This is a genomic window from Dietzia sp. SL131 (assembly GCF_026672565.1).
GTDB classification, from domain to species: Bacteria; Actinomycetota; Actinomycetes; order Mycobacteriales; family Mycobacteriaceae; genus Dietzia; species Dietzia kunjamensis.
Window position 1 is genome coordinate 1,616,720 of the sequence record NZ_JAPPRI010000003.1, and the last position, 14,188, is coordinate 1,630,907.

13 protein-coding genes and 1 pseudogene are annotated in these 14,188 nt (G+C 70.6%); 4 read left to right on the plus strand and 10 right to left on the minus strand.

Annotation, left to right across the window (positions count from 1 at the left end):
• Nucleotides 1-2: 2 nt before the first annotated feature.
• Entirely contained in the window at nt 3-749 is a 747-nt protein-coding gene (locus tag OVA21_RS08375) for an NUDIX hydrolase (RefSeq protein ID WP_096905267.1), read from the minus strand.
• Nucleotides 746-1,597, minus strand: a complete 852-nt coding sequence (locus OVA21_RS08380; protein ID WP_096905266.1) for an ABC transporter ATP-binding protein — start codon at nt 1,595-1,597, stop codon at nt 746-748. The genes OVA21_RS08375 and OVA21_RS08380 overlap by 4 nt, the downstream gene beginning before the upstream one ends.
• 151 nt (nt 1,598-1,748) lie before the next feature.
• Between OVA21_RS08380 and OVA21_RS08385 the strand changes: the two genes are divergently transcribed.
• Nucleotides 1,749-3,767, plus strand: coding sequence for a maltotransferase domain-containing protein (locus OVA21_RS08385; RefSeq protein WP_096905265.1), 2,019 nt, complete (start codon nt 1,749-1,751; stop codon nt 3,765-3,767).
• Nucleotides 3,768-3,778: 11 nt separating this feature from the next.
• A pseudogene (gene glgB, locus OVA21_RS08390) lies at nt 3,779-6,161 on the plus strand (1,4-alpha-glucan branching protein GlgB).
• A gap of 18 nt (nt 6,162-6,179) precedes the next feature.
• Here glgB and OVA21_RS08395 read toward each other — a convergent pair.
• Nucleotides 6,180-7,124 (minus strand): tetratricopeptide repeat protein, encoded by a 945-nt coding sequence (locus OVA21_RS08395; protein WP_096905264.1) that lies wholly within the window; start codon nt 7,122-7,124, stop codon nt 6,180-6,182.
• A gap of 35 nt (nt 7,125-7,159) precedes the next feature.
• Complete coding sequence (locus OVA21_RS08400; RefSeq protein WP_096905263.1) at nt 7,160-8,359, minus strand: acetyl-CoA C-acetyltransferase; 1,200 nt, start codon at nt 8,357-8,359, stop codon at nt 7,160-7,162.
• A gap of 76 nt (nt 8,360-8,435) precedes the next feature.
• Between OVA21_RS08400 and mce the strand changes: the two genes are divergently transcribed.
• Nucleotides 8,436-8,906 (plus strand): methylmalonyl-CoA epimerase, encoded by a 471-nt coding sequence (gene mce, locus OVA21_RS08405; protein ID WP_096907211.1) that lies wholly within the window; start codon nt 8,436-8,438, stop codon nt 8,904-8,906.
• A 34-nt stretch (nt 8,907-8,940) separates the two neighbouring features.
• A complete protein-coding gene (locus tag OVA21_RS08410; protein WP_254050441.1) occupies nt 8,941-9,819 on the plus strand; it encodes a hypothetical protein in 879 nt (292 codons plus the stop codon).
• Here the strand turns inward: OVA21_RS08410 and OVA21_RS08415 are convergent.
• From OVA21_RS08415 to OVA21_RS08440, 6 genes are read right to left on the minus strand one after another with little or no spacing between them, the layout of a single operon-like run.
• Nucleotides 9,800-10,102 carry an ATP/GTP-binding protein gene (locus OVA21_RS08415; RefSeq protein ID WP_096905261.1) on the minus strand — a complete coding sequence of 101 codons (303 nt, stop codon included), beginning with the start codon at nt 10,100-10,102 and terminating at the stop codon, nt 9,800-9,802. The genes OVA21_RS08410 and OVA21_RS08415 overlap by 20 nt on opposite strands.
• Before the next feature lie 15 nt (nt 10,103-10,117).
• Nucleotides 10,118-10,798 carry an endonuclease NucS gene (gene nucS / locus OVA21_RS08420; protein ID WP_096905260.1) on the minus strand — a complete coding sequence of 227 codons (681 nt, stop codon included), beginning with the start codon at nt 10,796-10,798 and terminating at the stop codon, nt 10,118-10,120.
• Between the two features lie 50 nt (nt 10,799-10,848).
• Complete coding sequence (locus OVA21_RS08425) at nt 10,849-11,298, minus strand: DUF2550 family protein (RefSeq protein ID WP_268092232.1); 450 nt, start codon at nt 11,296-11,298, stop codon at nt 10,849-10,851.
• A gap of 55 nt (nt 11,299-11,353) precedes the next feature.
• Nucleotides 11,354-11,725, minus strand: a complete 372-nt coding sequence (locus OVA21_RS08430) for a F0F1 ATP synthase subunit epsilon (protein ID WP_067718322.1) — start codon at nt 11,723-11,725, stop codon at nt 11,354-11,356.
• 9 nt (nt 11,726-11,734) lie between these two features.
• Nucleotides 11,735-13,183: a F0F1 ATP synthase subunit beta gene (gene atpD / locus OVA21_RS08435; RefSeq protein ID WP_067718325.1), complete on the minus strand. Its 1,449-nt coding sequence runs from the start codon at nt 13,181-13,183 to the stop codon at nt 11,735-11,737.
• A gap of 3 nt (nt 13,184-13,186) precedes the next feature.
• Nucleotides 13,187-14,179, minus strand: coding sequence for a F0F1 ATP synthase subunit gamma (locus OVA21_RS08440; protein ID WP_096905258.1), 993 nt, complete (start codon nt 14,177-14,179; stop codon nt 13,187-13,189).
• Between the last annotated feature and the right edge of the window lie 9 nt (nt 14,180-14,188).

Here is a 14,188-nt window from a genome sequence, read left to right on the forward strand (position 1 = left end):
CGTTAGTTCCCGCCCGGAGCGATGGCCCGCGGGGTGGCCAGGACCTCGTCGACATCGGCGGCGGCGGCCAGATCGGACAGCACGTCGAGGGTCGGGCGCAGCATGCCGAGCCGGCCGAGGGTCCCCGCCTGCGCGGCGTCGTCGGCGCGGATCCACTCGGTCGCGCGCGCCTCGGTCGTGCCGCCGTCCGGCTCGACGCCGTGGGGCAGGGCCGCCACGAAGAACAAGGTGTCGTACCGGCGCGGGGGTCCGACCGGGGTGGTCCACCGGTCCCACGGGCGCAGCAGGTGCGCGGACAGCACCAGCCCGTGCGCGGCGAGCAGCGAATCCAGGTCGCCCTCCCCCGCGTCGAGTGCGCGCCGCTCGTCGGGGCCCGGCGGGTCGGCCGGTGCGGCGGCTCCCGGCCCGGTCGCCGGCTCGGCGAGCAGCACCCCGGTCTCCTCGAACAGTTCCCGCGCCACCCCGCGGACGGCCGCGGCGGCGCGGTCCGCCTCGATCCCGAACCGCCCGGCCCACCACTCCGGCTCGGGCCCGCGCCAGGGGCGGGTGCCGTGGTAGTCCCGCGGTTCGACGCCTCCGCCGGGGAACACCGACATCCCGGCGGCGAACTGCATGGTCGCCACCCGGTGCTGCAGGAAGACCTCCACTCCCCCGCCGACCCGCGCGTCGCGGACCAGGGCGACCGTAGCGGCCTCGCGGACCGGCACGGACTCCGGCGCGAACGCCGCGGGAGCCTCACGTGCCGTCATGCCCGTGGTGTCCGCCGGTGCCGGCCCGAGCGGCGCGCCCGGCGCGCGAAGTAGCGTCCGTCGATCGCGTCCACGACGATCGACTGGGAGAAGGCCCTGCTGAGATTGTCGGAGGTGATCACCTCGTCGATCAGCCCCATCGCGGTGACCTCGCCCTCCGCCAGGAGCATGGCGTGGGTGAACCCCGGGGGGATCTCCTCCACGTGGTGGGTGACCAGGACCGTGGCGGGGGCGTCCGGATCCATCGCCATGTCCCCGAGGCGGGCGACCAGGTCCTCCCGGCCGCCCAGGTCCAGCCCCGCCCCCGGCTCGTCGAGGAGCAGCAGTTCGGGATCGGTCATCATGGCGCGGGCGATGAGCACGCGCTTGCGCTCCCCCTCGGAGAGGGTGCCCCAGGTTCGCTCGGCCAGGTGCTCCGCCCCGATCGACTCGAGGGTGTCCGCGGCGCGCTCGAAATCCTCCGGGTCGTACTTCTCCCGCCAGCGGCCCAGCACGGCGTATCCGGCGGAGATGACCAGATCCTGCACCACCTCGTCGCCGGGGATGCGACCGGCCACCGCGACCGACGACAGGCCGACACGGCTGCGCAGCTCGGTCACCTCCGTCCGGCCCAGCTGCTCCCCGAGGATGACGGCCGTCCCCGTGCTCGGGTACTCCAGGGCCGAGGCGATCCGCAGCAACGAGGTCTTGCCCGCGCCGTTGGGGCCGAGCACCACCCACCTCTCGTCCAGTTCCACCTGCCAGGACAGGGGCCCCACGAGGGACGTGCCGTCCCGCCGGAGCGAGACGTCGCGGAGGTCGAGGACGAGGTCGGGGTCGATGTCGATCAGGGTGCTCACGACGCCCATCTAACCGGTAATCGGGAGGACGGGTGGCGAAGAACACGGCCGTGCAGGTGAACGCCGACTCGGGCACCCCTGAAGGATCGGCCCGACTTCGCTAGCGTCGTGGAGGTGACGCCGCCCACCGCGGCGCCCACCCGCCGAGAGGAGCACCGACGTGAACGACCGTCTGGCCATCGATGAGGTCCGCCCCCTCGTCTCCTGCGGGAGGTTCCCGTCCAAGTCCGTGGTCGGGGAGATCCTGCCCGTCTCCGCGATCGTCTGGCGCGAGGGCCACGACGCCCTGTCCGCCAGCCTGGTCGTCCGCCGACCCGGCGGCGCGTCCTCCCGCACCACGATGGTGCCCGGCACCGAGCCGGACACCGTCCACGCGCTGCTGCCCACGGATGTGGCGGGGATGTGGTCGTTCCGGGTGGAGGCGTGGTCCGACCCGTTCGCCACGTGGCGCAGCGGCATCGTCAAGAAGATGGCCGCGGGCCTGGACTCGGGCGAGCTGGGCAACGAGTTCGAGGTGGGCGCCCGCGTGCTCGACACCGCGATCGCCCGGGCGACGGTCGCCGGCGCCGCCGCCCGGGTCGACCTGCTGACCGGGGCCGCCGCCGCGCTGCGCGGCCCGGGCGACGCGGCCACCCGGACCGCCCCGGCGCTGTCGGACGAGGTCGCGGCCGCGCTGGCCGACGATCCCGTGCGCGAACTGGTGACCGTCGGTCAGACCCACCGCGTGTGGGTGGACCGTCGCGAGGCGCAGTTCAGCTCCTGGTACGAGTTCTTCCCCCGCTCCACCGGCGGGTGGGACGACGAGGGCCGTCCCGTCCACGGGACGTTCACCACCTCGCGCTCCTACGTCGATCACGCGGCCGACCTCGGGTTCGACGTCGTGTACCTGCCGCCGATCCACCCCATCGGCGAAATCAACCGCAAGGGCCGCAACAACACCCTGACCCCCGGGCCCGACGACGTCGGGTCACCGTGGGCCATCGGCTCCGCCGAGGGCGGACACGACGCGGTCCACCCCGACCTCGGCACCGTCGACGACTTCCGGGACCTGGTGACCTACGCCGGGGAGCGCGGCGTCGAGGTCGCACTGGACCTGGCCCTGCAGTGCGCGCCCGACCACCCGTGGGCCGCCGAACACCCCGAGTGGTTCACAGTGCTGCCCGACGGGCACATCGCCTACGCCGAGAACCCGCCCAAGAAGTACCAGGACATCTACCCGGTCAACTTCGACACCGACCCCGAGGGCATCTACGCCGAGGTGCTGCGTGTCGTCCGGCTGTGGACGTCCCTCGGGGTACGGATCTTCCGGGTGGACAACCCGCACACCAAGCCGGCCGACTTCTGGAACCGCCTCATCAGCGAGGTGAAGCGGACCGAGCCGGACGTGCTGTTCCTGGCGGAGGCCTTCACCCGGCCGGCCCGGCTGTTCGGACTGGCCAAGCGCGGGTTCTCGCAGTCCTACACCTACTTCACGTGGAAGACCACGAAGGCCGAGTTGGTGGAGTTCTGCGAGCAGCTGCTGGCCCACGTCGACGAAGCCCGCCCCAACATGTTCACCAACACCCCGGACATCCTCCACGAGTCGCTCCAACGTGGCGGCCCGGCGATGTTCGCGATCCGGGCGGTGCTCGCCGCGACGCTCTCGCCCGCGTGGGGCGTGTACTCCGGCTACGAGCTCTACGAATGGCAGCCCGTCGCCGACGGCAGCGAGGAGTACCTCGACTCGGAGAAGTACGAGCTGCGGCCCCGTGACTTCGCCGCCGCGGAGGCCGCCGGGCAGTCGCTCGCCCCGTGGCTGCGCACCCTCAACCGGGTCCGCCGCGAGCACCCCGCCCTGCAGCAGCTGCGCACCCTGACGTTCCACGACGTGGACAACGACCAGATCATCGCCTACTCCAAGGTCGACCCGGCCACCGGAGACTGCGTTCTCACGGTGGTCTCCCTGGACTCCCTCGGCGTCCAGGAGGGCACCCTCCACCTCGACATGGCGGCCCTGGGGTACGACGCCGACGCCCGGTTCAGCGTCCGCGACGAGGTGACGGGCTCCGAGTTCCACTGGGGGTCGAGCAACTACGTCCGGCTCGAGCCGTGGACCGCCGTCGCACACATCATCGCGATCCCGCCCTGCGACGAAGCACGTAGGGTCGAACTGTCCTACCGCACGCACACCGTGGATTGAGGCGAACGGCCATGGCACAGCACAAGAAGAAGGACCGCTCTACCGACCGGCTCCAGCCGGAGCAGACCTCGTCGTCGTCGCCCTCGTCGTCGTCGCCGCCGTCTTCATCACCGCCGTCACCGCCGTCACCGACACCGCCCGCGCCGGCCACGGCGCCCGTCGCGTCCCCCGGGCCCGTCACTCCCACGGAACCGACGCCGATCCCGCACGACGTCCTCGGCCGGCTCCGGTCCGGTACCCACCACGACCCGCACTCCGTCTACGGCGCGCACCGCGACGGCGACGGCTCGGTCGTCCGCACCGTCCAGCCGGGCGCGGTGGAGGTGGAGATCGTGTTCGACGACCGCACCGTCCCCATGACCCCGGTCGGCGACGGACTGTTCCACGCGGCGGTGCCCGAGACGGAGGTGCCCGACTACCGTTTCCGGGTCCGCTACCCCGACGGCCACACGCGCACCGTCGCGGACGGCTACCGCTTCCTCCCGACGCTGGGCGAGGTCGACCTGCACCTCATCGGCGAAGGGCGCCACGAACGACTGTGGGATGTCCTCGGCGCCCACGTGCGCACCTACGAGACCGCGGGCGGACCGGTCACCGGCACGTCATTCGCCGTGTGGGCGCCCAACGCCCGCGGGATGAGCGTCGTCGGCGACTTCTGCGGATGGAATCCCACCGCGCTGCCCATGCGCTCGATCGGGTCCTCCGGGGTGTGGGAGTTGTTCGTCCCCGACGTCGCCGACGGCGCCGTCTACAAGTACTGCGTCCGCGGGGCCGACGGCCGGACCATCGACCACGCCGACCCCATGGCGGTGGCCACCGAGGTGCCGCCCTCGACCGGGTCGAAGGTGTTCACCTCCGGCTACGAGTGGAACGACGACGAGTGGATCGCCGCCCGCGCGACCCGCGACCACTCGCACTCCCCGATGACCGTCCTCGAGGTCCACGTCGGCTCCTGGCGGCCCGGCCTCGACTACCGCGAGTTCGCGCACGAACTCGCCGACCACATCATCGAGACCGGGTTCACCCACGTGGAGTTGATGCCGGTCGCCGAGCACCCCTTCGGCGGCTCGTGGGGCTACCAGGTCTCGTCGTACTTCGCCCCGACCAGCCGGTTCGGCACCCCGGACGACCTGCGCTACGTCATCGATCACCTCCACTCCCGCGGTATTGGAGTCCTGGTGGACTGGGTACCCGCCCACTTCCCCAAGGACGAGTGGTCGCTCGGCCGGTTCGACGGCACCCCGCTCTACGAGCACGCCGACCCCCGACGCGGCGAACAGCCCGACTGGGGCACCTACGTCTTCGACTTCGGCCGCCACGAGGTGCGCAACTTCCTCGTCGCCAACGCCCTGTACTGGGCCGAGGAGTTCCACATCGACGGACTGCGGGTGGACGCCGTGGCCTCGATGCTCTACCTCGACTACTCCCGCGAGGCCGGCGAGTGGACCCCCAACATCCACGGTGGACGGGAGAACCTCGAGGCCATCTCGTTCCTCCAGGAGGTCAACGCCACCCTGGCCCGGGAGCACCCCGGTTTCCTCACCGTGGCCGAGGAATCCACGTCCTGGGGCGGCGTCACCTCGCCCACCTACACGGGCGGCCTCGGGTTCTCCATGAAGTGGAACATGGGCTGGATGAACGACACCCTGCGCTACGTGGGGGCTCGACCCGATCTACCGTGGCTTCCACCACGGCGAGATCACATTCTCGATGATGTACGCCTGGAGCGAGCGGTTCGTCCTCCCCCTGAGCCACGACGAGGTGGTCCACGGCAAGGGATCGATGTGGGAGCGTATGCCCGGCACCTCGTGGGACCGTGCGGCCGGCATCCGCAGCCTGTACGCCTACATGTGGGCGCACCCCGGCAAGAAGCTGCTCTTCCAGGGCCTCGAGTTCGGGCAGACCACCGAGTGGGACGCCGACAAGGGTGTCGCCTGGGAGAATCTCGAGGGCTGGGAGGGCGAGTATCACCGTGGCATCCTCGCCTGCGTGCGGGACCTCAACGCCCGCTACGCCGACAATCCCGGCCTGTGGTCGCTCGACGACGACCCCTCCGGCTTCTCGTGGATCGACGCCAACGACGCCGCCCACAACACGCTGTCCTTCCTGCGGACCGACCACGCCGGCAACACCGTCGCGTGCGTGGTCAACTTCTCCGGCGCCGCACTCGGCGATTACCGCATCGGGCTCCCCGAGGACGGGTACTGGGAGGAGATCCTCAACACCGACGCCTCGGCCTACGAGGGCTCGGGCGCGGGCAACCTCGGCGGTGTCCACGCCGAGCCGGCACCCCACCACGGACGGCCCTATTCCGCGGCGATCACGGTCGGCCCCCGCGCCACCGTGTGGTTCCGACACACGGCACCGACGACGACGGAGATCGCGGGAGCCTGACCGGCCGGGAGCCGAGCGTCAGTAGAGCGCGCTCGCGAGGTCCCGGCGCGCGGCCAGCACGCGTGCATCGTCCACCGGCAGCGCCTCGAGGAGCTCGAGCAGGCGCGCACGCAACGTGGCCCGCTCGTCACCACCGTGGACACGGATCGCGTTCACCAGCGTCGCGAACGCGGCCTCGTACTCGCCGCCCACCAGGGCGGCGTCGGCGGCCCGCAGGGCGTCGGGGACGGCCCCCTCGCCCGTGTCGGCCGCCTCCACCGAGCGGCGAGAGGCCTGGACGTAGCGCAGCGCCTCCACCAGGGAGTGCTCTCCCGGGCGGGAGTCCACGAGCGCCGTGAAGCGCTCCTCCGCGGCCGCCAGGTCGCCCTCGGCGAGCGCGTCCTCGGCGGCATCCCGCTCGGGGTCGGTGGGCTCCTCCGGCTCCACGTCGTCGGTGTCCGGTGCGGGCCCACCCAACTTGCCCTCGGTCGCCCGGAGCACGGCCGCGAGCCACTGACGTAGGGCCTCCTCCGGCTGCTCACCCTCGAAGTCGGCGAGCGGGCGGCCCGCCGCCACCGCGTACACGGTCGGCACCGCCCGGGCCTGCAGCGCCTGCGCGATGCCCGGGGAGACGTCGACGTCGACGGTCGCATGGACCCACTGACCGCCGGCCTCCATCGCCAGTGCGTCCAGCAGGCTGGTCAGCGCGGTCGGCGCCCGCTGGGACACCAGCTCGAGGATCACGGGAACCTGGGCGGACCGGGCCAGGACCTCCTGCTCGAAGGAGGCCTCGTCCACCTCCACCAGGACCGCCGGACCGGAGCCCGGCGGCGGGCCGCCCTGCCCCGGGGCGCGACCGGTCTCGGTCGCGCCCCGGCGGGTCTCGGCCCGCTTCTTCAGACCGGACAGGTCGACGGCGCCTGCGAGCGACGCCGCGAGCTTCTGTTCGGCGGCGGACGGGGGTCGGTTACCTGGTCTCGTCACGGCTCCGATCCTGCCACGACGGGCGCGCGGGGGTGTCAGCCGGCCGCGGGCACCCGGATGATCAGGGCGTCACCCTGGCCGCCGCCGCCGCACAGGGCAGCCGCTCCGAGCCCGCCGCCGCGGCGTGCGAGCTCGAGGGCCAGGGTCAGCACCACGCGGTTGCCGGACACCCCGATCGGGTGACCGATCGAGATGGCGCCGCCGTTCACGTTCACCTTGTCGGGGGTCAGGTCGAGCATGCGGGTCGAGTGCAGTCCGACGGAGGCGAAGGCCTCGTTGAACTCGAACAGGTCGATGTCGGAGACGTCGACTCCCGCCCGCTCGCACGCGTTCAGCACCGCGTCGGCGGGCTGGTGCTGGAGGGTCGAGTCGGGGCCCGCGACGGTGCCGTAGCCGACGATCTCGGCGAGCACGGGCCAGCCCTCGGCCTCGGCACGGGCCGCGGACGTGATGATGGTCGCCGAGGCGCCGTCCGAGATCTGCGACGACGAACCGGCGGTGATGGTCCCGTCCTTCGAGAAGGCCGGACGGAGCTTGCTCATCGACTCGGGGGTCGAGTCGGCGCGCACGCCCTCGTCGGTGTCCACGACGGTGTCGCCCTTGCGGCCCTTGACCGTCACCGGCACGATCTCGTCGGCGAACCGCCCCTCCTTCGCCGCCGCGGCCGCGCGCTGGTGGGAGGTCGCCGCGAACTCGTCCTGGTGCTCACGGGTAATCTCCAGCTCGACGTTGCGCGCCTCGGTGAGCGCACCCATGGGCTGGTCGGTCGGAACGTCGTGCAGGCCGTCGTACGCCATGTGATCGAGGACCTCGATCGACCCGTACTTATACCCGGCGCGGCTCTTGGGCAGCAGGTGCGGAGCCTGGGACATCGACTCCTGGCCGCCGGCAACGATGACCTCGGAGTACCCGGACCGGATCGCCTGGTCCGCCAGCGCGATCGCGGTCATACCGGACAGGCACATCTTGTTGATGCTCAGCGCGTCGACGCGCTTGGGCAGCCCGGCGGCGAGCGAGGCCTGACGCGCGGGCATCTGGCCGTTGCCGGCCGAGAGCACCTGTCCCATGATCACCTGATCGACGGCCTCCGGGGAGACGCCGCCCCGCTCGAGGGCCGCACTGATCGCGATGCCGCCGAGCTCCGGGGCGGACAGCGAGGACAGGCCGCCCTGCAGGCGGCCGAACGGGGTGCGGGCGCCGGAGACGATGACGGTACGGGTGGGGTCGGCGGTCATGAGACACCTTCCGATGGAGGGGATGAGACTGTGGTCACCAAACTACCGCGAGCACCGACCGACTAACGTGATGGGCATGACGACTACCCCAGCCGGCCAACCCCTCCTGCCCTCCGAACTCGTCGTGGCGATCGACCACGTCGGGGTCGCCGTGCCCGATTTCGACGCCGCCGTCGACTGGTATCGCGAGAACCTGGGGATGGAGAACCTCCATGAGGAGGTGAACGAGGAGCAGGGCGTGCGCGAGGCCATGCTCGGCTCCCCCGGTCGCCCGGAAGGCGGCGCCCTGCTGCAGATCCTCGCACCGCTGGACGAGTCCTCCACCATCGCCAAGTTCATCGACCGCAACGGCCCCGGCATCCAGCAGATGGCCGTCCGCGTGACCGACATCGACGCGATCACCGCCCATCTCACGGGCCGGGGCGTCAGGGTCCTCTACCCGGCACCCAAGAGGGGCACCGCGGACTCGCGGATCAACTTCGTCCACCCCAAGGACGCGGGCGGCGTGCTCCTTGAGCTCGTCGAGCCGGCCGACGGGCAGCACTAGTCGCTCGCCCGGCTCCCGCCGCTAGGGTGGGGACATGTCGAGCATGCACACGTCACCCACCACCGCGGAGTCCTTCGCGGTGGTGCGCAGGGGATTTGACCGTGAGCAGGTGATGGGCGCCCTCACCCGACTCGAGTCCGAGACGGGGGTCCTGCGCGCTGACCGGGATGCCGCCGTCGCCCGGGCCGAGCGGGCCGCGGCGGACGCAGACCGGGAACGAGCACGGGTGGCACACCTCGAGGCCAGGGTCGCCGAACTCGGTCGGGCTCCCGTGACCAGCGGTCAGATGTCGGACAGGTTGTCGACGATGCTCTCGCTGGCCACCGCCGAAGCGGAGTCCATCCGTGACTCCGCGCACGCCACGGCCGACCGGATTCGCGCGGAGGCCGAGGAGGACGCGTGGCGGCTACGGGAGACCGCGGGCGCCGAATTGGCCGCGGTCCGCAGGAGTGCCGAGGCGGTCCGCACCGAGCACTCGTCCGTCCTCGATGCGGCACGCGCCCGCGCCCGGGAGATCATCCTCGCCGCGGAACGAGAGGCCCGGCGACTGGACGACGAGGCGGCGCGCCGGCGGCACGAGATCGATGAGGACCACCGACTGGCCTCGGATCTGCGCCGGAGCGAGGAGCTGCGCGCGGCAACGCAACGCCATGACGCCTCGCTGGCGGCCGCGGAGTCCACGCGTCGCGAGGCCGAGGAGGAGGCCCGTCGGCTCGTCGACGACGCCCGCCGCCGGGCGGAGCGTCTGGTCTCCCGTGCACGACGGCATGTGGACGACCTGCGCGTGCTCCGCGAGCGTGTGCTGGACGAGCTCGGCGCCATCCGGGCGACACTCGAACCCATCCCCGGGGCGCGCGACGACGGGGAGTACGACCTGCCGGAGGAACCGAACCTCAACTCCAGCGACGGGTGAGCCCCCTCCGGCCACGACCGGACCAGCACCCCGTGTGCCAGTGGCGACGTTCCTCGTCTCCACCGGGACGGTCCGGCCACGCCACGATGTGCGCGGTCCCGGACATCACCACGTGATCGCAACCGGGGCACCGGTAGTCCTTGCCCGCTCTGGCCCCGGGGATCCGCCGTACGTGGTACGAATCGGGGTCACCGGCCGGCCCGGGTTCGAGCGCCGAGCCCCCGAGTCCGTGCCGCGGCGGTAGCGGCCGGTCGGCGTCGCCGCGTCGGTGTCGCCTGGGCATCCCGATGGCCTGCGGTCAGAAGAGTCGGAGATCGGTGGACTCGATCCCGCGCAGCGAGTCGTAGTCCAGGGTCACGCATCGGATCCCGCGGACCTCGGCAAGCGTGCGCGCCTGGGGCTTGATGATCTGGGCGGCGAAGATCCCACTGACCGGCGCGAGCAACGGGTCGCGGTTGAGCAGTTCCAGATAGCGGGTCAGCTGCTCCACGCCGTCGATCTCACCGCGGCGTTTGATCTCGACGGCGACCGTCGTCCCCGTACCGTCGCGGCCGAGGATGTCGACGGGGCCGATCGCCGTCATGTACTCCCGGCGGACCAGGCTGTACCCCTGCCCGAGCGTCTCGATGTGCTCGGCGAGCAGTTCCTGCAGGTGTGCCTCGACGCCGTCCTTCACCAGTCCCGGGTCCACGCCCAGTTCGTGTCGGGAGTCGTGGTGCACCTCGGCGACGGTGATCCGTAGCTGCTCCCCCGCCTTGTTCTCCACCACCCACAGCTGCTGCTCCGGGTTCTCCGGGTGATCTCCCTCCACGAGGGAACAGGGTGGGGTCATCCAGTTGAGCGGCTTGTAGGCACGGTCGTCCGCGTGGACGCTCACCGACCCGTCGGCCTTGACCAGCAACAACCGCGGGGCCATCGGAAGATGAGCCGTGAGGCGACCGACGTAGTCGACCTGGCACGTGGCTACGACGAGACGCAACGGTTCCTCCTGGGTACGGGCACCGCCCCCGGCACGCGGCGCGGATGGTGTCAGCGGTGGGGACGCCGGGGGCGGACCTGCTCGGTGGAGCAGGCCTCGACCCACGCGAGCATCCCGGTCAGTTTTGCGAGGGCCACGCAGAGTTCACCTTCGACCGGACGGTCGCGGCGGTCGTGTCCGGAGAACGGAACGATCACCTCGCCCTCCTCTGCCACGTCGAGCTCCGGACCGGTGGGCTGTCGACGCGGGCCCAGCACGAGGGTCCGCCGGTCCAACCGCACGTCGGCACCGAACTTCACGCTCAGCAGACGATATAACGCGACCTCGGTATCCGAGTACCGGACGGCGCCGTATCCCCACGCATCCTCCCCGGCCCTGCGAACGAGGACCGACGTGGAATTACGACGCACGACGACCAGTCGATACACGACGGCCGCGACCACCGGGACGAGCACGAGCAGGATGACGAGCCCGAGAATGATCTCGATGGGAGCCGTCACTCTGCTCATCCCCTTCCGGCGGTCGCGGCCGTGTGTGACGGGCGGACCGTGCGTACTAGGCGCCGGCCTTCTCGATGGCGAGGAGTCGGCCCCGGGCGGTGGCCGCGGCGGAGGCGTCATCGCCGGCCTCGGACAGCTGCCGCTCCGCGGCGGCGCGATCGATCGCGTCCGACCACTCTGCGGACTCCCCGAGGATGCTGACCTTGTTCGCGGTCACCGACAGGAAGCCGCCCTGGACGGCAGCGACCTTGCGCCCCTCGTCCGTGTACACCGTGACGGTACCGGCGGCATCCAGCTCACCGAGCAGAGGCTCGTGACCGGCCTGGATACCGATCTCACCCTCGCTGGTCTTGGCGACCACCATGGATGCGGTCCCGGACCAGAACCTGCGCTCGACGGTGACGAACTCGACTTCGATCTCAGCCATGGACGACCGTCACTTCCCGGAGAGCTTCTTGGCGTTGGCCTCGACATCGTCGAGACCGCCGATGCCGTTGAACGCCTGCTCCGGAAGGTGGTCCAGCTCGCCCTTGCAGAGCTTGTCGAACGCCTCGATGGTGTCCGACAGCGGGACGACCGAACCGACCTGACCGGTGAACTTCTCGGCGACCAGGAAGTTCTGGCCGAGGAAGCGCTCGAGGCGACGGGCACGCTGAACCGTGACCTTGTCCTCCTCGGACAGCTCGTCCATACCGAGGATGGCGATGATGTCTTGGAGTTCCTTGTACTTCTGGAGGATCTGGATGACCTCCTGGGCGACGCGGTAGTGCTCCTCGCCCACGATGCCCGGCTCGAGGATCCGAGAGGTCGAGGTGAGCGGGTCGACGGCCGGGTAGATGCCCTTCGACGCGATGGAGCGGGAGAGCTCCGTGGTGGCGTCGAGGTGGGCGAACGTCGTGGCCGGCGCCGGGTCGGTGTAGTCGTCGGCGGGGACGTAGATCGCCTGCAGCGACGTGATCGAGCGACCACGCGTCGAGGTGATTCGCTCCTGCAGCTGACCCATCTCGTCCGCGAGGGTCGGCTGGTAACCGACGGCGGACGGCATGCGGCCGAGCAGCGTCGAGACCTCGGAACCGGCCTGCGTGAAGCGGAAGATGTTGTCGATGAACAGGAGGACGTCCTGGCCCTGCACGTCGCGGAAGTACTCGGCCATGGTGAGGGCCGAGAGGGCGACGCGCATACGCGTCCCCGGCGGCTCGTCCATCTGACCGAACACCAGGGCGGTGTCCTGGAGGACGCCCATCTCCTCCATCTCGAGGAAGAGGTCGGTGCCCTCACGGGTGCGCTCACCGACGCCGGCGAACACCGACGTACCGGAGAACTCACGCGCGATACGGGTGATCATCTCCTGGATGAGCACCGTCTTGCCGACACCGGCACCACCGAACAGACCGATCTTGCCGCCCTTGACGTACGGGGTCAGCAGGTCGATCACCTTGACGCCGGTCTCGAGGATCTCGGTCTTGCCCTCGAGCTGGTCGAAGGCCGGCGGCTCGCGGTGAATACCCCACTGCTCGCCGTCCCGGCCGGTGCCGGGCGCGTCGAGGCAGTCGCCCAGGGCGTTGAAGACGTGGCCCTTGACGACGTCGCCGACCGGAACCGAGATCGGCTGACCGGAGTCGACCACCTCGGCACCGCGGACGAGTCCGTCGGTGGACTGCATCGAGATGCAGCGCACCATGTTGTCGCCCAGGTGCTGGGCGACCTCGAACGTCACGGTCTTGGCGACCGCCGCGAGGGTGATCTCGGCGGTGAGGGCGTTGAAGAGGGCCGGGAGGGCGCCGCGCGGGAACTCCACGTCGACGACCGCACCCAGGACGCGGGCGACCCGACCGGTGAGACCGGCCGTGCCCGTCGTGCTCTGATCGGTAACAGCTGTGGTCATTGCTTAGTCACTTCCTGCGCTAGCGGCGAGCGCACCAGCGCCACCGACAATCTCGCTGATTTCCTGGGTGATCTGTGCCTGGCGTGCCTGGTTCGCCTCGCGGCTCAGGCCCTCCACCAGCTCGGTGGCGTTGTCGGTCGCCGACTTCATGGCGGTCCGTCGTGCCGCCGACTCCGACGCCGCCGCCTCGAGGAGCGAGGCGAAGGCACGGGTCGACATGTACCTCGGGAGGATGTTGTCCAGGAGGGTGTCCGCATCCGGCTCGAAGGAGACCTCCGGCTTGAATTCGGACTCCGACCTGGGGCTGTCGTCCATCATGCCGTCGCCCAGGTCCAGCTCCTCGATCTCGACCTCGGTCTCGATCGGGGCCAGTCGACGCGCCCGCGGGGTCTGCGTGAGCATCGACTTGAACTGGGTGTAGACGATGTGGACCTCGTCGACGCCCTTGCGGGTGGTGTCCGTGCCGTCCCCCTCGAGGAACTCGGAGGCGTCGAACGTCGACTCGCCGCCGGCCTTGAAAGCCGCCGACAGGAGCTGAAACGCCGGACGCGCTTCCTGGTAGTCCGGCTTCTGCGAATGCCCGTGCCAGGCACCGGCGAGCTCGACCTCGCGGAACGTGTAGTACACGATCCCCTTGTTGCCCATCACGTAGATGTCGACCTCACGCCCCTCGCTCTCGAGGTAGGCGATGAGCTCGGCGGCCTCCTTGAGCACGTTGTGGTTGTAACCACCACACATGCCCCGGTCGGAGGTCACCACCAGCACGGCGGACCGCTTCGGGTTCTCCGGCTCGTTGAGCATCGGGTGCTTGAGCGACGAGGCACTCGCGAGATCGGTGAGGATCGCGGTGATCTGGTCCGCGAAGGGCTTGGCCTCCGCGACCCGGGCCTGGGCCTTGGAGATCTGCGAGGTCGCGATCAGCTCCTGGGCCTTGGTGATCTTCTTGGTCGAGTTGACCGACTTGATCCGGTCGCGTAGTTCACGCATGTTGGCCATGGGCGTGGA